Consider the following 18,057-nt stretch of genomic DNA (forward strand, 5'->3'; position numbering starts at 1 on the left):
TGATGCCTTATTTTGGTTATGCAAGGCAAGATAAAGCATCAAATCAAGCTGCTATGCCAGCACAATTAATAGCTAATTTTCTAGAAAAACTAGGAGTAACTCATTTAATTACCATTGATTTGCATTCTAACAAAATAGAAAAACTTTTTAACCTCCCTATTTCTAATCTCAAACCTATCGAATTATACTTACCATTTTTGCAAAATTATAAAAATTGTATTATAGTTGCACCCGATAAAGGAAGCATACATAAGGTAGAAGCCATTAGAAACTTGTTAAGCATAGATGTAGCTTATATAATTAAAGAAAGGGATATAAACAATAATTGTAATATGATATCTATAGCAGGTAATGTTGAGAGCAAAAATTGTATATTAATTGATGATATTATCGATAGCGGTGAAACTATTTATAAAGCTGCCAATTTCTTAAAGCAACACGGAGCTTTATCGGTCAATGCTTTTATTACGCATGCTGTACTTTCAAGAAGTTATAATATACCAGCAGTATTAGACTGTATTTTTATTACCGATACTATAGAAACAGATGACTTATCTTCTAAATTTCATATAATACCTATACTACCTGTCTTAGTAAAAGAGTTAAAAAATATAATATGAGTTTATGCACTCTTGAAATAAATTTGTCAGCTATAAAAGCTAATTATCGTTTATTAAAAAATATTTGTGAAATGACTGAAGTAGGAGCGGCAGTTAAAGCTAACTCTTATGGACTCGGTGCAATAGAAATTACTAAAGCCTTGCTAGAAGAAAATTGCCGATATTTTTTTGTTGCCTCAAGCAATGAGGGAATTATTTTGCGTAAAGCTATAGGCAACGAAGTAAATATTCTTATTCTTAACGGCGTATTTGAACATGATGCTTTAGAACTTATAGAAGTTAATTTAATACCTGTTCTAAATAACTTAAACCAAATCAAGATTTGGCAAAAATTTAGTAGTCTAAAAAATCAATTACTACCTTGCTACCTGCATTTTAATACTGGTATTAATCGCCTTGGGCTAAACCATAATGAGATAGAACAGCTAATTAATAATCGTGATTTGTTAAAAGGGTTGAATGTGGAATATATCATAAGCCATTTATCAGCTTCTGAGGATAGCGATAACCCTTATAACCTAGAACAACTGAACAAATTTAAAGCTTATTTGGAATATTTCCCAACTGCTAAAGCAAGTCTTGCTAATTCTGGCGGTATATTTTTAGGGAAAGATTATCATTTTAATCTAGTAAGACCTGGTGCTGCTTTATATGGTTTAAATCCTTTAAACAATAACAAACCCAATCCGATGCAAAACCCTGTAACATTAAAAGCACCTATAATTCACTTACAAAAATTGACATATGGGAATCGTATCGGCTATAATATGACTTTTACAACCAAGCGTGATAGTTTAATCGCGACTCTGCCTTTTGGCTATGCTGATGGATTTAGTCGTAATTTTAGTAATCAAGGTACAGTATTTATTAATGGTCGCAACGTCCCAATAATAGGACGAATATCAATGGATTTAGTCAATATTGATGTTACCGATCTACCATCCTCGGATATTTTTCTAGGACAAGAAATAGAAATTATTGGAAATAATTGCACTCCTGATAAAATAGCAGATATTATAGGTACTATAGGATATGAGATATTAACTAGCCTTGGTAATAGATATAAGAGAATTTACACTTGATAATGTTATAACCTTATTGTTGTCTAGTTGCTTGTCCACGGCATGACAGCTAAAATAACATTAATAATTTAAAATATAAAAATGAATAATACACATGTTATTAAATATAGCTAATTCTATTGGTGAACGCACCATAAAACTAGCACAAAGTATCGGCAAATTTTCTATATTTAGCTTAGCTGCCATTACTAGCATTATAAGACCACCTTTATATTTTAGTTTAATTATCAAACAATTATTATTTATTGGCTTTTATTCGCTGCCTGTTGTTGCCATGACTACCTTTTTCTCAGGTGCAGTATTGGCATTACAGAGTTATACAGGATTTTCTCGTTTTTCTGCTGAAAGTTCTATCGCAACTGTAGTAGTGCTATCCTTAACTAGGGAACTTGGACCAGTGCTTGCGGGGTTAATGGTAGCAGGAAGAGTAGGAGCATCAATTGCAGCGGAAATAGGTACTATGAGAGTTACCGAACAAGTAGATGCTTTATATACTCTATCTACAGATTCTATTAAATATCTCGTTTTCCCAAGAGTAATTGCAGCTATTATTACTATGCCTTGTCTAGTTTTAATCGGCGATGTAATCGGGGTTATGGGAGGTTACTTAGTTGGCGTATATAAGCTTGACTTTAACAGCAGCACTTATTTAACTAGTACTTTTCAATATTTAGAGCCAATAGATGTAATATCTGGTCTTGTTAAAGCTGGAGTTTTTGGCTTTATTATTTCTATAATAAGTTGCTATAGTGGTTATTATTCAGGTAAAGGAGCTGAAGGTGTTGGAAGAGCAACTACTTCAGCAGTAGTAAATTCTTCCATTTTAATCCTAATTAGTAACTACTTAATAACCGAATTATTTTTTAAAGTATAAAAAATATATGAGTGTAGAAGAAATAAAAATTAAGATTCGATCGTTATACAAGTCTTTTAATAGCCATAAAGTATTAGACGGAATAGATTTAGATGTTAAAAAAGGTAGCTCTTTAGTCATTTTAGGCGGTTCAGGTAGCGGTAAGTCGGTCCTAATTAAAAATATAATAGGGTTAATTAAGCCTGATCAAGGTAAAATCTTTATTGATAATGCAGAAATTCAAGATATTTCAAGCAAAAAAAGGTTTGAGGTTATGAAAGATATTGGATTTTTATTCCAAGGTGGTGCTCTTTTTGATTCTTTAAATGTACGCGATAATATTACTTTTGATACTAATAAATTATCTAAAAAAGAAAAGAACGATCTTGCCGGAGAAAAACTTAACTCAGTAGGTTTATCACCTAGAATTCTTGAGTTATATCCATCAGAATTATCAGGAGGCATGCAAAAAAGAGTAGCACTTGCACGAGCAATTTGTAGCACTCCATCGATTTTATTCCTTGACGAACCAACAACAGGACTTGATCCTATAATGGCGAATGTTATTAATGAGCTGATTATAAAAATCCAAGAAGAGCTAGGAGCAACTACAATTACTATAACTCATGATATGATTAGTGCTGAAAAAATAGCTAAAGAAATAGCAATGATTTATCAAGGAAAAATTAAGTGGTATGGTAGCAAAGACGAAATGCGTAATAGTAATAATCCTTACTTAAAGCAGTTTATAAACGGCTTAACTACCGGTCCTATTGAGGTATAATATGTTTAAAAATTTATTATTTATACTAACGATTTTAAGTATAAGTTTTAATGTTTATGCCATAAATAATAGAGCTTATACGACATCAGATATAGTAAAAATAGCAATAGTTCTTGGAATTGTTGCTTTAATTTTTAGCCCTGCAAAATTTCGTATTATAGTTATTGGTACTGCTCTAGGTCTAACTCTTGCATATTATACCTATAAATATATAATACCTATCTTTATTTCTTCATTAAACGGTCCTTAATCTATTTTATAACCTGCTAAAGCTTGCTTAAATATTTCTACATCTTTCAGCCAATCATTAGCATCAAGACTTGAAGGTAAAATCATTTGAGGCTTAATAGAGAAATAATTTAACTTAAATCCTCATTTAATTCCTCCAATAACTTTAATAGTTTTATTTTGATGATCTACTTTTACTGCATAAGTATGGGCAGACCAATAAGTTAACGGCTTAGAAAAAAGTGTATAAGACCATAAAGGAGCATCGTAGAAATCCTGCTCCAAAGTATAAAAAGGATGTAATTCTACATTAGTATCTATAAATTTTTGTAATTTTTTATCTAAAGAATCAGTGCGAACGATCTGAAGCCAAGCATTATGCTCTTGCTTAAGCTTAATATGAATAATAGGAAAAGAAGGATTAAAACAATTTTTTTCGGCATTTGGGATATAGGAAACTTTAAATTTCCCTTGCAAAGAATTTAGTTCAAGACTCTTATAATTGCTTTTATATAAACTGTAATAGTTGAGATTTTATCTTACATTTAGTAAAATAAATTAATTATTAAATGGAGATAAGAAATGAACTTAAATCAAAAAATAATAAAGCCAAAATTAGGATTACTAGAACTCGCTAAGAGTCTTGGTAGCATATCATCAGCATGTAAAGCGATGGGCTATAGCAGAGATAGTTATTACAGATTTAAAGAACTGTATGAAACTGGTGGTGAAGAAGCGTTGTATGAGATTAGCCGGAAGAAGCCAATAATAGCGAATAGAGTTGATCCAGCGATAGAGAAGGCAGTAATGGATATGGCAATAGAATATCCAGCATATGGACAGATTCGAGTATCAAATGAGCTTAAGAAGAGCGGTATACTTGTATCACCTGGAGGAGTGAGATCAATTTGGTTACGTAATGATTTAAACAATATCAATAAAAGGCTTAAAGCATTAGAAGCAAGGATGGCTCAGGATGGTATTGTACTTACTGAATCTCAGTTACAAGTACTAGAGAAACGACGTAGCGAAAAAGAAGCCCATGGCGAGATTGAGACACAGCATTCAGGTTATCTAGGATGCCAAGATACATATTATGTAGGAAATTTTAAGGGTATAGGTAAGGTTTATTCTCAGGTATTTATTGATAGCTATAGCAGAGTAGCTAATGCTAAACTATATACTGATAAAACAGCTTTAACTGCTGCTGATATGCTTAATGACCGCGTGTTACCATGGTATGAAACTCAAGGCATACCAATACTTCGTATTCTGACAGATCGCGGGTCAGAATATAAGGGAAATATAGAGCATCATGCTTTTGAATTATTTCTAAGTATCGAAGGTATAGAACATACTATTACTAAAGCATATTCTCCTCAAACAAATGGTATGTGTGAACGTTTTAGGGACTGTTGCGAGATGAGAGGGTAGCAGGTATAATAAAAAAATAAAAAATATGTTTATATGTCAGAGTATCAAATGCTAATGGTAAGTTTAGATGAGTTAGTAAATGCGGATCATCAATATCGTAAATTCAAAAGTTTATTCAAATTCAAAGCAGTTGAAGCTGAGTTATTAGCATTAGAATGCGAAGCTAATTATAAAGGATATGGTATAGAGAGGCTGTTTAAATGTTTGCTGCTACAATTTATGGAAGACTTATCTGATCGGGAATTAGAACGTTATTTAGCTGATAGCACAGCGGCGAAATGGTTTTGTAATTTTGCTCTTACAGAAAAGACACCTGATTATAGTGTATTTAGTAAAATACGTAAAAAAATAGGTACTAATTTACTATCAAAAATATTTACAAAATTCCGCGATCAACTACGAGTACAAGGCTATATGGGTGAAGTATTTACCTTTGTAGATGCTTCTCATTTAATCTCAAAAGCTAATCTCTGGGAGGAACGTGATAAACTAAGAGCACAAAAATATGATAAATTGAATAATGAGACTTTGCCTAAGGTTGCAAAGGATAAACAAGCCAAAATTGGCTGTAAGGGAGGGAATAAATTTTGGTATGGTTATAAAAAACATGTGAGTGTTGATATTCAATCAGGCATGATCAATAAGGTTGCAGTTACCCCTGCAAATGTTACCGATAGCAAAGGTTTTAAGCATGTTATGCCAAGTTCTGGTGCTACATATGTTGATAAAGGTTATTGTACAATCTCTACCAAGAATGCAGCAGCTAAAAAGGGAGTCCATCTTTGTGCAATAAAGAAAAATAATATGAAAGATAAGAATTTTGACCTTGATAAATATTATACGAAAATCAGAGCACCTTTCGAGATGGTATTTTCAAAAGATAATAAGCGGGTTAGATATATAGGAATTGCCAAAAATCAATTCTCCGAATTTATGAATGCCATATGTTTTAATTTAAAACGATTAGTGGTTTTAACAACTTTAATGGCTTAAAGAAATTTATTAATAAAAATTCTAACTCTGTAAACAAATCTCTATTAAATTACTACACTATTGAATAACATTTATCTCTATATTAAACAGAATTTCTTTTTTAAAATATTTATTACCTCCTTTCCTCTTATTTTACTATCAAAAATTATCTTTCAACGACCCCTTTTAATAAAACTATGAAACAAGAATTCTTTGATACAGCTATGCGGAAAAAGATCTACACTGATCTTGATGATTTACAATTAGATCTTGATATTTGGTTAGAGCATTTCAATAATGAGCGACCACATTCAGGAAAATATTGTTATGGTAAAACGCCTATGCAAACTTTTAAGGATAGTAAGAAATTAGCTATTGAAAAGAACAATGAAATCTTATATCTTGAATACTCATCTGACAGTCATAATTTATCAGATATTCAGATATAATTTTTATAGTGCCTGTAAGATCAAATCTTGACTTCTGCATATAAACACTTTCCTATATCTTCAGCTACCTCATTATTTACTTTAGGACTTTGCCATTGCAAAATATAAATAAACAAAAATATACTAATGAATACGATTAATTTGAGGAGGGTTTTAAGTTTTAACACAATTTTTGACCATTAACGCGAGTTTCGTATTCAAAAAGTCGCTGTATAGCTGATAAACAGTGGGTTACGGGGATATTGATAATACTGTTTTTGTTATAAAGTGAGTACAAAATACAAATTGCTAATTAAAATATGGTATTTATAGTATAAGAAAAAAGTTTATAGGTTATTGAAAAAACTTTAAGAGCAATAACCTATGATAATGGATTTTACAGAAATATTTTGTTACGTCGATGATTTTTTTCAAGAATTAGACAAGCATACAAATTCAATTACTAACCATAACAACAAATCTGGTCCTAAAAGTCGACTTAACAGAAGTGAGGTAATGTCATTGTCAAATAAAAAGGGACCAGTAAATTGCACGAAAAAGGGACCACTATATGTAAAAATTTTTATGTCAAATGACCTCCAAATTTATAGTTATTAATACGATAACTTTTACCTGTGATGTTTAGTATATGTGCATGATGTACTACTCGATCAATAATTGCATGAGTTAATAACTCATCAGCAAATATTTCATTCCATCTTTCAAAATCCTTGTTTGTGGTAATAATGGTAGATTTATTTTCATATCGTTTAGCAATAATATTAAAAAAATCATCTACTGAATGTTTTGGTAATTGCTTAAAACCTAACTCATCAAGAATTAATAAGTCAAATGATAAGAGTAATTTAACTTTTTTGTGATAGCTATTATCTGCTCTTGCAATATGTAAATTATAAAGCATATCCGATACCGTAGTAAAATATACAGAGTATTCTCGTGTTAAAGCTTTTAATGCTAATCCAATAGCAAGATGAGTTTTGCCAGTTCCAGAATTACCTATGAATATGACATTGCCCTTAGTATTAATATAATCACAAGTAGATAAATCACTTATTACTTTGGCATCAATACTTGGTTGGAACTGAAAATCAAAGTCTTCTAAATTTTTAGTGACTGGTAATTTAGCAGCACTTTTACGACGACGGTAATTATTATCCTTACGGTGAGATTTTTCATCTTCACATAATAGTGAGAGAAATTCTTTAAATCCTAGTTTATTATTTTGAGCATAAATAATCCTTTCATTTAAGCTATTGACTATACCTGATAATCTAAAACTACGTAGGTCATTAAGCAAGTTCTGCATTCTGACCTCCAAACTCTGGCAATGGTAAGTTTACTGCATTACTATTTAAGATATTTTTAATTTTAGAGTAAGAACTTATACCGTAATGTAATGCTCTATGACAAGCTTTATCTATTAACTCATCATTGTAAACCTTACGTAAAGAAATAATACCTCTAGCACAACGTTGCCAATCATTTACTCGTGTTTGTTGTAATAACTCTAATAATAAACTGCAATTATTTCCTATCTGCTGCATTTGTTGTTGATAATGTTCACTATATTCTATAAAACCTGGGCATAGACGTTTATATTTGGCATAATGAGACGGATTAGTGGTAAATATTCCTTTGCCATCTGTTCTAACGTGCCTTGCTATTAAATCATTTTGGATAGAAAATATTTGAACAAGTTTTGGTGATAATTGTACCAGTACCTCACTGTATATATATTTTGCCGGTACGGAATAATAATTATTATCTATGGTGATATGACAATCTTTTGCTACTTTTCGATTATGCCACGATGACAAATCAAACGTTTCTAATGGTAAAGGCATTAAATTATTACTTTCTTCTTGCTCAAATAGTTCCTGAGGAATTTTTTTAGTAGTACCATGTATTCGGTTATTTGCTTTATTTAACCAGTTAGCAAGATCATGTGTTAATTCTTCATATCTATGAAATTTACGTCCAGCAAAAAAATTATTTTTGACATACTTTATTCCTGATTCTACTTTGCCTTTTTCTTGAGGTTGATATACACGACAAGGAGAAAGTAAAATTCCATAATGATCAGCTAAACGTTTGTATTCCTTCTGATATACGGGCTCATAGAAATTGCTATCTACCACTCCAGCTTTAAGATTATCAAGTTTTATTACTTTTGGACTGCCAGCAAAATAATTAAATGCATTGATATGACATTGTATCCATGTTTGACAACTTTGATCAAACACTACTTCATAATAATCAAGGCGACTATAACTTAAACGCATATTAAATACATATGCTTTAACTCTACGCCCCTTAGAATTATACTGTAAGCCTATGTCACCAAAATCTACTTGTGCTTCCTCTCCTGCTAAAGTATGAAAACGAATGCAACTGTTATTTTGTATCTTATATTTTTTGATATAACGGGTTAGCGAACCATAACTTTTTGTATAACCTTGAATTTTTAACTCTTCAAAAATTCTTATGTAACTTAGATTCTTTTCTAATAACTCAATTATTTGTTCGTGCCAAGAATCCAGTGCTGAAGATCGTTCATAGGGTGCAGGAGATTCTGTACCAGACTCTACATAACGGTTTACTATTTTTCTTACTGTTTTACGGTCTATTCTCGTTAGTTTGGCAATATTTCTTTGACTATTGCCTTGCTTATAAAGGGTGATAATTGTTGTGTACATATTTATTCTTATCATTGTATCACTAGATATTTATTTTAATTAATTATCTAGTGAATATTGCACATTATAACCTTATTAGGTTACACCAAATTCTCTGGTCCCTTTTTCGTGCAATTTACTGGTCCCTTTTACTTTAGCAATGACAGTAATAACAATTATAATAGGCTACTGGCAGTCATCTTATGATTGTTTTAAGAATTATTATCTGAAGCAAATATGGATTTATCATCAAAGAGATTTTCAATTAGTAAGCTATAGTCAATTTATAAAAATAATAGGTCCACATTTACCACTATTAGTACTGATATTCAATTCTATTTTGGATCAGTGTGATGGCCTTTCTTTTGTAGATTCAAGTAGTATAGAGGTATGTAAGAGATACCGTATTTCAATGAATAAAGTGTTCGCCGGCATAGCAGCACGCAGTAAGACAACAAAAGGTTGGTTCTATGGACTTAAACTACATCTAATAATTAATAGAGCCGGTGGTATAGTTAAAGCATCTTTTAGCCCTGGCAATAAGGATGATAGAAAACAGCTGGAACTGATGATCAAAAATCTTTTTGGTAAAGTATTCGGAGATCGTGGTTATATTTCACAACAATTATTTCAACAACTTTTAGAGCAAGGAATTTTTATGGTAACTAGGGTAAAGAAAAATATGAAAAATAAACTTATGTCTATGTTGGATAAAATATTATTGCTTAAAAGAGCATTAATAGAATCTGTGTTTAGTAAAATTAAACTATTGGGGAAGTTTGAGCATTCAAGGCATAGATCAGTTACAAATGCCTTTGTGCATATGGTTGCAGCACTGATAAATTATCAAATGTCTGATAATAAACCTTCTATTACATCTCTCTTGATATGCTAAATCCTATGCTATATTAATTCGAAACTCGCGTATTAGGTACTTTAGGATCAATCGTGATTAAACATATATCATTATTAGAATCAGGAAACCCTATTAATAAAAATTGAGATAAGAAGCCAGCAATATTCTTTTCTCCTAAATTTACACAGCCGACTATGGATTTGCCTATTAATTCTTGAGAGGTATAATGCTTTGTTATTTGTGCGGATGTTTGCAAAATTCCGATTTCTTTACCAAAAATCAGCCCAAACTTTAAATGCCGGCTTTTTGGCTCTTGGAAACTCTTCTACTTTAGTAATTGTTCCTGAATGTAGCTGAACATTCTCAAATTCTTTGTAGGTTATCATTACTGTTTTTCTTTAGTAATTTCATCATATTTTTTGAGCTTTGTAAGGACACGCTCTAAATTATCTAACCTAATCATGCATGGACCATCGCTTGGAGCATTATCCGGATCTTGGTGTACTTCCATATAAAGACCAGCAATCCCTACTGCAACCGCAGCTTTTGCAAGCAATTCTACATATTTACGCTCTCCTCCAGTGCTTCCTCCAAGCCCACCAGGTTGCTGCACAGAATGAGTAGCATCAAAAATTATAGGAGCATTTAGTTCAGCCATTACCGCAAGACTACGCATATCGGATACTAAATTAGTATAACCAAAACATGTACCACGCTCTGTTAATAATATGTCTTTTGCTCCAAACGATTCTAATTTCTTGTGTACATTTTTCATATCCCAAGGAGCTAGAAACTGTCCCTTTTTAACATTTACTATTTTTCCGGTTACAGCTGCTGCCTGAAGTAAATCTGTTTGCCTGCACAAAAATGCTGGGATTTGTAACATATCAACTATTTTAGCTACCTCAGCACATTGGTTTTCACTATGAACATCAGTAACTATAGGACAGTTGAATGCTCTTTTTACTTCTGCTAAAACTTCCAATCCTTTATCAATTCCAGGACCTCTAGCACCGTTTATAGAAGTTCTATTAGCTTTATCAAAAGAAGACTTATATATAAATGGAATATTAAGTTTAGTAGTTAATTTAATAAGTTCTTCTGCCATAAACAAAGCGTGATCTAGCCCCTCAATTTGACAGGGTCCAGCAATCAAAGTAAAAGGTAAATTATTGCCTATTTTTAAATCTTTTAACTTTATTATTTTTTGCATAATTTTTTATTTCAATTTATTTAGCTATAGGCAGACTATTATCTACTTGATTTTCTTCAATTTCATTGATTTTAGATACTAAATCCGGTTTCTTCTGAGAAGAAAGATTAGCAAGTATTATTGCATTTATTAAAAATAATGACGCAAGTATTACAGTGCTCTTAGTAAGAAAATTATTTGCTGTTTTAGCACTGATCACTCCCATATTTCCTCCACCGCTTATACTGCTAATTCCATCTGAACCGCTACGTTGCATTAGAATAACTATAATCAATAATATTGCGATAGTAATATGTACAAAAAGAAGTATGTCTAACATAATATAAAATAACCATTGGTATTGTTTTAAGGAATTATATAATAATTTTATCTTATTTGCAATGCAGCTTTAAGTAATAGATAAAATGAACCAAAAAATGTTGAACTGTATTATTCATTAATATTGTTTAAATCATTATTTATAACTGATTTGACTAATTTATTATACTTTTCTTTCATTGCAGCTAAATTATAGTCACCATCATAGTATCCCTCTATACTAATAATTTTTTGTATGTAGAAATTTAATTGTTCCACTTCTGATGAACCAACATTACTAAAATAAGATTTGATTTGTTTTATTTGCCTAATAAGCATCGGGATATCATCAGGTTTTATTACAAACAATCCTATAAAAAAAACTATTAATGTTTGTGTTAGTGACATATTTAAATTAATTTTTTGTGCTTATATTTTGGATTTAAAGTATTTTCTCCGTTTATTTTTAACATATACTCGTGATAATCCTGATAATTTCCTTCAAACCAAGTGGCATTACCTTTTATATCATACGCAATAATGTGAGTAGCTATCCTATCTAAAAACCACCTGTCATGACTAATTACTAATACACAACCTGCGAAATCTAAAATTGCATCTTCAAGAGCTCTTAACGTGTCAATATCTAAGTCATTAGATGGTTCATCTAACAATATAACATTTGCCCCTTCTTTTAATAATTTTGCTAAATGCACTCTGTTACGCTCTCCTCCAGAAAGCTGTCCAACTTTCTTTTGCTGATCACCTCCTCTAAAGTTAAAAGCTGCACAATATGCTCTACTTTTAACTATTCTGCTACCAAGCTGCAATTCATCTAATCCTTCTGCAATTTCTTCCCAAACAGTTTTATTACCATCCAAATGATCACGCGATTGGTCAACATATCCTAATTTTACTGTTGAACCAATTTTAATAGAGCCTTTATCAGGTTCTACTTTACCTGTAATAATATTAAATAATGTAGTTTTACCTGCACCATTTGGTCCAATTATTCCTACAATCGCTCCACGTGGAACTTTAAAACTAAAATCCGATAAGAGCATTTTATCATTGTATTTTTTGGCTATATGTTCTGCTTCAATAACTAAATCACCAAGACGCGGACCATTAGGTACAATTATTTGAGTAGGATCACTTTTTTGTTCCTGCTGTTTGTTTAACAACTCTTGATAAGCAGTAATACGAGCTTTATTTTTAGACTGCCTTGCTTTTGGAGTTTGACGAATCCATTCTAGCTCACGATTTAATTGTTTTTTTCTAACGTCTTCTTCTTTACTTTCTAGAGCCAATTTTTCTTGTTTTTGTTCCAACCACGAACTATAATTTGACTCCCACGGTACACAATGACCTCTATCTATTTCTAATATCCATTCTGTAACATTATCTAAAAAATAGCGATCATGTGTAATAACTATTACAGTACCTTTATATTCTTTAAGATAGTTCTCAAGCCAAGAAACTGACTCTGCATCTAAATGATTTGTCGGCTCATCAAGTAATAACATATCAGGTTTCTCTAAAAGAAGTTTACATAAAGCAACTCTTCTTTTTTCTCCTCCAGAAATTTCATTAATATTTGCCTCTTTTGATGGGCAACGCAATGCTAGCATTGCAATTTCTATTTCCCGCTCTAAATCCCACGCATCACAATTATCTATTTTTTCTTGTAATTCTGCCTGTTTATTAAAAAGTTGATTCATTTCTTCATCAGAAATTTCAGTAGCTAGCTTATTACTTATTTCATTAAATTCATCGATAAGTTTCTTTTTCTCATGCAGACCTTCCATGATATTATTAAATACATTTTTATTTGGATTAAGATGCGGTTCTTGAGGTAAATAGCCTACTTTTATATTTAGTGCTGCCATTGCTTTACCATCAAATTCCTTATCTATACCTACCATAATTTTTAATAAAGTAGACTTACCTACTCCATTTGGCCCTATTATTCCAATTTTAGCACTTGGTAAAAAAGATAAATTTGTTTCTTTTAAAATTTTTTTACCGTTTATAGTTTTGCTTAAACCATTTATTTCATAAATATATTGAGATGACATAAATTATTTATTTCCTTGTATTAACTTAACTCTAACAAAATTTTATCTAATTCTTTTAAATCTTTATAATGAAATATTAACTTTCCTCCTAAAGAATAATTCTCTATTGTCACTTTTATATTAAATTTTTCTGACAAAACTTTTACTAATGACTGCAAGTCGTCATTTTCTGTTCTTTGTTTAAAAAGACGTTTTCCTAGCTTATTATTATCAGGATACTTCGTATATTCATTTTGAGACCATTGTCTTACTAGTTCCTCTGTTTGACGTACATTTAAATCATTATCTATAACATGATTTGCTATTACTTCTGCATGCTCATGATTTATTAAGCATCTAGCATGACCCATACTAAGTGTATCTTCATCTAATTTTTTTTGGATAGATTGTGGTAAATTATTGAGCCTCAACAAATTAGCTATATGACTACGGCTTTTACCAAGTCTTTCTGCTAGCTTTTCTGCCGTGTAACCAAAATTTTCCACCAAATATTTAAAGCCTCGAGCTTCTTCCATGACTGTTAAATCCGATCTTTGTATGTTCTCAATTAATGCTATTTCCATACTCTCTTTAGCATCTAAATTTTTTATAATTACTGGTATCTCAGAAATTTTTGCTAATTTACATGCACGCCAGCGTCTTTCACCTGCTATAATCTGAAAACTATTATCAATAATAATAGGCTGTAGTAAACCATTATTTAATATAGAATCCGATAATTCTTTTATTTTATCATATTCAAAATGCTTTCTAGGCTGATTTTCATTTGGTTTTATTCTATCAATATTTACGATTTGTACTATTTCTAAATTTTCTTTTTCTATAGATATAACCTCTTCACCTAATAATGAAGACAAGCCTCTACCTAACCCTTTATTTTTCATTATATCTTCCCAAAATTTCTTTTGTAAGTTCCATATACGCCACTGCCCCTGCACATTTATAATCATATATAATAGCAGGTTTTCCATATGAAGGAGCTTCAGATAATTTAATGTTTCTAGGAATTACAGTTTTGAACACTAATTCTCCTAAACAACTTCTTACATCCTCTTCTACTTGCTCAGTTAAACGGTTACGCCTATCATACATTGTAAATAATATGCCTGCAATCTTTATCTTAGGGTTTAATCTTTTTTCTACAATTTCAACTGTCCTTAGCAAGTGGCTTAACCCTTCTAAAGAATAAAAATCACATTGCATTGGAATTAATACCTCATCGCCTGCAACTAAAGCATTTATTGTTAGTAAATTTAATGAAGGAGGACAATCAATAATTATATAATCATATGATAATTTTATTTCTTCTAATAACTTCATTAAAATATATTCTCGTTCTTCTAATTCTATTAAATCTAGTTCAGCAGCAGATAAATTAGTATTTGAGGTTATTATTTCTAAATTTGGAATATTAGTAGAGATTATTGTATCTTTTAATTTGATTATATTTGTTAATGCTTGATATATAGTATTTTTTCGTTGTTGTTGACTAACACCAAAACCAGTACTACTATTGCCCTGAGGGTCAAGATCTATTACCAAAACTTTTTTATCCATAGCTGCAAGAGCAGTAGCTAAATTTACAGTAGTAGTAGTTTTAGCTACCCCTCCTTTTTGATTAACTACAGAAATTACTTTTACAGTCATATTATTTTTGTTAAGTCGCTAATTTCTAAAATTCTACTTTCTTTTGAAGTTATACTTTGGTTTATTAAACAATTAAATAACCATTTTTTTTTAGCTTCTTTTATTTCAGATAAATAGCTTTTTCCTTTTGGAAGCAAAAATTTATTTTGCACCGAGATATTTTTTGTGCAATCAAATATTGTATTTAAATTAGAAAAAGCTCTACAGGTTAATATATTACATCTTATTTCTGTTTTTTCAATTCTTTGATTAATTATTTGTATATTATTATTTGATATTTTTGCTGCTTTCTCTAAAAAGATGCATTTACGTAAATCAGCTTCTATTAAACTTGTCTTTGCTACTCCAGCGATAGATAATATTATACCTGGAAAACCTGCTCCACTTCCTATATCAACTAAATGTATTTCTTTATCGTTAATATACTGTATTAATTGCAAGGAATCTAATATATGACGTTTCCAAAAATTTTGCGTACTATTTTCTGATATAAGGTTAATAGATTTACTCCACTTTTGTACTAATTCCTGAAAAATTTGTAATTTTTCAATTACTTCATGTGGAACTTCTATCATTATATTTAGTCTTCAGATAAATTATAATAGCAGTAATTGCAGCAGGAGTAACACCAGAAATTCGTCGTGCTGCAACAATAGTAATGGGTTTATGATAAGAAAGTTTTTCTTGTATTTCTAATGAAATACTTGGTATTTTAAAATAGTCAATATTTTTAGGAACTAAATGAGCCTCTTCACTTTGGAATAAATTAATGTCTGCATATTGCCTGGCTAAATATGAAGCATATTTAGCTTCAATATAAAGTAGTTGTAAAATATTATTATCTATATCTTTAAGTACAGGAAAAACTTTAATAGCCTGTTCAACATCAAAATTAGGTATTTTAAATAAATCTAACACTGTTTTATGTGCACCATCCTGTGCAACTTGAATCCCAATTTTAGCGAGTTTACTAGTAGTTAAAGATAAAATATTTAATAATGATTTTGTACTTTCTATATTTTTACATTTTATCGTAAATATTTCTTTACGCTTTTCAGATATAACACCAATACTTATTCCCATCTCTGTCAAACGTAAATCAGCATTATCTGCTCTTATAGATAATCTATATTCTGAACGCGAAGTAAACATACGATATGGCTCCAAAGTTCCAAACGACGTTAAATCATCTATCATTACTCCAATATAACTATTTGCTCTTGTTAATACAAAAGGCTGTTGATTTTTTACAGCTAGAGCAGCATTAATGCCTGCTATTATACCTTGCCCTGCTGCTTCTTCATATCCTGTAGTACCATTAATTTGACCTGCAAAATACAGACCTGTTATTTTTTTTGTTTCTAGCGTACTATTTATTTCACGTGGATCAACATAATCATATTCTATAGCATAACCTGGACGTAAAATTATTACATTCTCTAAGCCTGGGATAGTTTTTATTAATTGACGTTGTACTTCTTCAGGTAAAGAAGTAGAAATTCCGTTTGGATAAATTGTATGGTCATCTAACCCTTCAGGCTCTAAAAAAATACGATGCTCTGATTTTGTACTAAATCTAACTATTTTGTCTTCTATAGAAGGACAATAACGTGGACCTTTTCCTTCTATTTGACCAGAATACATTGCGGATTTATCAAGATTTGCTCGGATAATATCATGCGTTTCTATAGTAGTTTTTGTTACAAAACAATTTATTTGAGGAACATTTACAGTATTAGTTAATTCTGAAAAAGGTCTAGGTACTTTATCTCCGGGTTGTGATTCTACTTTACTGTAATCAATAGTACGTCCATCAATTCTTGGAGGTGTTCCTGTTTTTAATCGAGAAAGTTTAAAACCTACTCTCTTTAAGGTATTTGATAACCCATAAGATGGTTCTTCATCTACTCTACCAGCAGGGATTTTTTTTGATCCAATATGAATTAGCCCTGATAAAAATGTACCTGTAGTTAATATAATTTTTTGACACGGTATTTTACTACCATTATTTAAGATAACTGCTTTTATTTCTGAAGATTTAATCTCAATATCTTCTACTTTTGCATATAGTATTTCTAAATTTGGGTAGTTTGTTAGTACTCGATACATTGCTTTTTTATAAAGCTTTCTATCGACTTGTGCTCTAGGTCCCCAAACTGCTGGTCCTCTAGTTTCATTAAGCATTTTATAGTGTATACCAGCTTGATCTATAACATATCCCATTAATCCATCAAGTGCATCAATTTCCTTAACTAATGTACCTTTTGCAATTCCACCAATTGCAGGATTACAGGACATTTCACCCAAATTTTCTGGTTTTGGCGTAATTAATAGAGTAGAAACTCCAAGACGTGCGGAGGCGGCAGCAGCTTCGACACCAGCATGCCCACCTCCTATCACTATTACGTCATATTTTTGCATTAATTATTCTATAATTTCAGATTTTTTAAAGAAAAACTTAATTTCTCTTTTTGCACTATTTTCACTATCAGAACCATGAATACTATTAGCTTCAATTGATTCACCTATATCCTTTCTAATAGTTTCAACTTCAGCTTCTGCTGGATTAGTTGCTCCCATAACTTTACGGTTTAAAGTTATAGCGTCCATACCTTTAAGAACTTGCAGTATTACAGGACCTGAAGTAATATATTCAACTAAACTATCAAAAAATGGTCTTGCTCTATGTTCATCATAGAAACATTCTGCTTCATATTTAGTTAAAATTGTCATTTTTTGAGCTACTATTTTTAATCCAGCATTTTCTAAGTAAGTATTAATTTGCCCTATTTTATTCCTTTTAATAGCATCAGGCTTGATCATTGAGAAAGTATATTGTATTGTCATTTTAACCTATTTATATAATTAT

20 protein-coding genes and 3 pseudogenes are annotated in these 18,057 nt (G+C 30.8%); 10 read left to right on the forward strand and 13 right to left on the reverse strand.

What is annotated here, in order from left to right:
• Nucleotides 1-2: 2 nt before the first annotated feature.
• The 5 genes from prs to ACOAL3_RS00620 all read left to right on the forward strand — a co-directional run bounded on the left by prs (nt 3) and on the right by ACOAL3_RS00620 (nt 3,589).
• On the forward strand, nt 3-620 hold the full coding sequence (gene prs / locus ACOAL3_RS00600) for a ribose-phosphate diphosphokinase (protein WP_419235118.1): 618 nt from the start codon (nt 3-5) through the stop codon (nt 618-620).
• Complete coding sequence (locus ACOAL3_RS00605; protein WP_419235119.1) at nt 617-1,702, forward strand: alanine racemase; 1,086 nt, start codon at nt 617-619, stop codon at nt 1,700-1,702. The genes prs and ACOAL3_RS00605 overlap by 4 nt, the downstream gene beginning before the upstream one ends.
• A gap of 94 nt (nt 1,703-1,796) precedes the next feature.
• Nucleotides 1,797-2,576: an MlaE family ABC transporter permease gene (locus ACOAL3_RS00610; protein WP_419235120.1), complete on the forward strand. Its 780-nt coding sequence runs from the start codon at nt 1,797-1,799 to the stop codon at nt 2,574-2,576.
• A gap of 7 nt (nt 2,577-2,583) precedes the next feature.
• Nucleotides 2,584-3,339 carry an ABC transporter ATP-binding protein gene (locus ACOAL3_RS00615; protein ID WP_419235121.1) on the forward strand — a complete coding sequence of 252 codons (756 nt, stop codon included), beginning with the start codon at nt 2,584-2,586 and terminating at the stop codon, nt 3,337-3,339.
• Nucleotide 3,340: 1 nt separating this feature from the next.
• The gene (locus tag ACOAL3_RS00620) at nt 3,341-3,589 is read left to right on the forward strand and encodes a DUF5510 family protein (protein WP_395476821.1); all 249 of its coding nucleotides are present in this window, start codon (nt 3,341-3,343) and stop codon (nt 3,587-3,589) included.
• Nucleotides 3,590-3,711: 122 nt separating this feature from the next.
• On the opposite strand, the gene ACOAL3_RS00625 is transcribed toward ACOAL3_RS00620, so the two are convergent.
• Entirely contained in the window at nt 3,712-4,044 is a 333-nt protein-coding gene (locus ACOAL3_RS00625) for a hypothetical protein (protein ID WP_419235122.1), read from the reverse strand.
• A gap of 105 nt (nt 4,045-4,149) precedes the next feature.
• Here ACOAL3_RS00625 and ACOAL3_RS00630 point away from each other — a divergent pair.
• The 4 genes and pseudogenes from ACOAL3_RS00630 to ACOAL3_RS00645 all read left to right on the forward strand — a co-directional run.
• A pseudogene (locus ACOAL3_RS00630) lies at nt 4,150-4,974 on the forward strand (helix-turn-helix domain-containing protein); the annotation flags it as partial.
• Between the two features lie 60 nt (nt 4,975-5,034).
• On the forward strand, nt 5,035-5,994 hold the full coding sequence (locus ACOAL3_RS00635) for a transposase (protein WP_419234543.1): 960 nt from the start codon (nt 5,035-5,037) through the stop codon (nt 5,992-5,994).
• Between the two features lie 164 nt (nt 5,995-6,158).
• Nucleotides 6,159-6,422: pseudogene (locus tag ACOAL3_RS00640) on the forward strand (integrase core domain-containing protein); the annotation flags it as partial.
• A gap of 369 nt (nt 6,423-6,791) precedes the next feature.
• Nucleotides 6,792-7,019 carry a hypothetical protein gene (locus tag ACOAL3_RS00645; protein WP_419235123.1) on the forward strand — a complete coding sequence of 76 codons (228 nt, stop codon included), beginning with the start codon at nt 6,792-6,794 and terminating at the stop codon, nt 7,017-7,019.
• On the opposite strand, the gene istB is transcribed toward ACOAL3_RS00645, so the two are convergent.
• Nucleotides 6,985-7,728 (reverse strand): IS21-like element helper ATPase IstB, encoded by a 744-nt coding sequence (gene istB / locus ACOAL3_RS00650; protein WP_419234522.1) that lies wholly within the window; start codon nt 7,726-7,728, stop codon nt 6,985-6,987. The two genes, ACOAL3_RS00645 and istB, sit on opposite strands and share 35 nt — an antisense overlap.
• The gene (gene istA, locus ACOAL3_RS00655) at nt 7,712-9,118 is read right to left on the reverse strand and encodes an IS21 family transposase (protein ID WP_419234561.1); all 1,407 of its coding nucleotides are present in this window, start codon (nt 9,116-9,118) and stop codon (nt 7,712-7,714) included. Before istA ends, istB begins: the two co-directional genes overlap by 17 nt.
• A 145-nt stretch (nt 9,119-9,263) precedes the next feature.
• Between istA and ACOAL3_RS00660 the strand changes: the two are divergent.
• A pseudogene (locus ACOAL3_RS00660) lies at nt 9,264-9,992 on the forward strand (IS982 family transposase); the annotation flags it as partial.
• Nucleotides 9,993-10,005: 13 nt separating this feature from the next.
• Here the strand turns inward: ACOAL3_RS00660 and ACOAL3_RS00665 are convergent.
• From ACOAL3_RS00665 to ndk, 10 genes are all read right to left on the reverse strand, one after another.
• Nucleotides 10,006-10,209 carry a hypothetical protein gene (locus ACOAL3_RS00665; protein ID WP_419235124.1) on the reverse strand — a complete coding sequence of 68 codons (204 nt, stop codon included), beginning with the start codon at nt 10,207-10,209 and terminating at the stop codon, nt 10,006-10,008.
• A 129-nt stretch (nt 10,210-10,338) separates the two neighbouring features.
• The gene (kdsA, locus tag ACOAL3_RS00670) at nt 10,339-11,166 is read right to left on the reverse strand and encodes a 3-deoxy-8-phosphooctulonate synthase (RefSeq protein ID WP_419235125.1); all 828 of its coding nucleotides are present in this window, start codon (nt 11,164-11,166) and stop codon (nt 10,339-10,341) included.
• Between the two features lie 16 nt (nt 11,167-11,182).
• On the reverse strand, nt 11,183-11,485 hold the full coding sequence (secG, locus tag ACOAL3_RS00675; protein ID WP_011477996.1) for a preprotein translocase subunit SecG: 303 nt from the start codon (nt 11,483-11,485) through the stop codon (nt 11,183-11,185).
• A 110-nt stretch (nt 11,486-11,595) separates the two neighbouring features.
• Entirely contained in the window at nt 11,596-11,871 is a 276-nt protein-coding gene (locus ACOAL3_RS00680) for a DUF2672 domain-containing protein (RefSeq protein WP_419235126.1), read from the reverse strand.
• 2 nt (nt 11,872-11,873) lie between these two features.
• The gene (ettA, locus tag ACOAL3_RS00685; RefSeq protein WP_419235127.1) at nt 11,874-13,541 is read right to left on the reverse strand and encodes an energy-dependent translational throttle protein EttA; all 1,668 of its coding nucleotides are present in this window, start codon (nt 13,539-13,541) and stop codon (nt 11,874-11,876) included.
• Nucleotides 13,542-13,561: 20 nt separating this feature from the next.
• On the reverse strand, nt 13,562-14,428 hold the full coding sequence (locus ACOAL3_RS00690; protein ID WP_419235664.1) for a ParB/RepB/Spo0J family partition protein: 867 nt from the start codon (nt 14,426-14,428) through the stop codon (nt 13,562-13,564).
• Entirely contained in the window at nt 14,415-15,188 is a 774-nt protein-coding gene (locus ACOAL3_RS00695; RefSeq protein ID WP_419235128.1) for a ParA family protein, read from the reverse strand. The genes ACOAL3_RS00690 and ACOAL3_RS00695 overlap by 14 nt, the downstream gene beginning before the upstream one ends.
• Nucleotides 15,185-15,763, reverse strand: a complete 579-nt coding sequence (gene rsmG, locus ACOAL3_RS00700) for a 16S rRNA (guanine(527)-N(7))-methyltransferase RsmG (protein ID WP_419235129.1) — start codon at nt 15,761-15,763, stop codon at nt 15,185-15,187. Before rsmG ends, ACOAL3_RS00695 begins: the two co-directional genes overlap by 4 nt.
• The gene (gene mnmG / locus ACOAL3_RS00705) at nt 15,744-17,609 is read right to left on the reverse strand and encodes a tRNA uridine-5-carboxymethylaminomethyl(34) synthesis enzyme MnmG (RefSeq protein WP_419235130.1); all 1,866 of its coding nucleotides are present in this window, start codon (nt 17,607-17,609) and stop codon (nt 15,744-15,746) included. Before mnmG ends, rsmG begins: the two co-directional genes overlap by 20 nt.
• A 3-nt stretch (nt 17,610-17,612) precedes the next feature.
• Nucleotides 17,613-18,035, reverse strand: a complete 423-nt coding sequence (gene ndk, locus ACOAL3_RS00710; protein WP_419235131.1) for a nucleoside-diphosphate kinase — start codon at nt 18,033-18,035, stop codon at nt 17,613-17,615.
• Nucleotides 18,036-18,057: the final 22 nt, after the last annotated feature.

The organism is Rickettsia endosymbiont of Nabis limbatus (assembly GCF_965196655.1).
Taxonomy (GTDB): domain Bacteria; phylum Pseudomonadota; class Alphaproteobacteria; order Rickettsiales; family Rickettsiaceae; genus Rickettsia.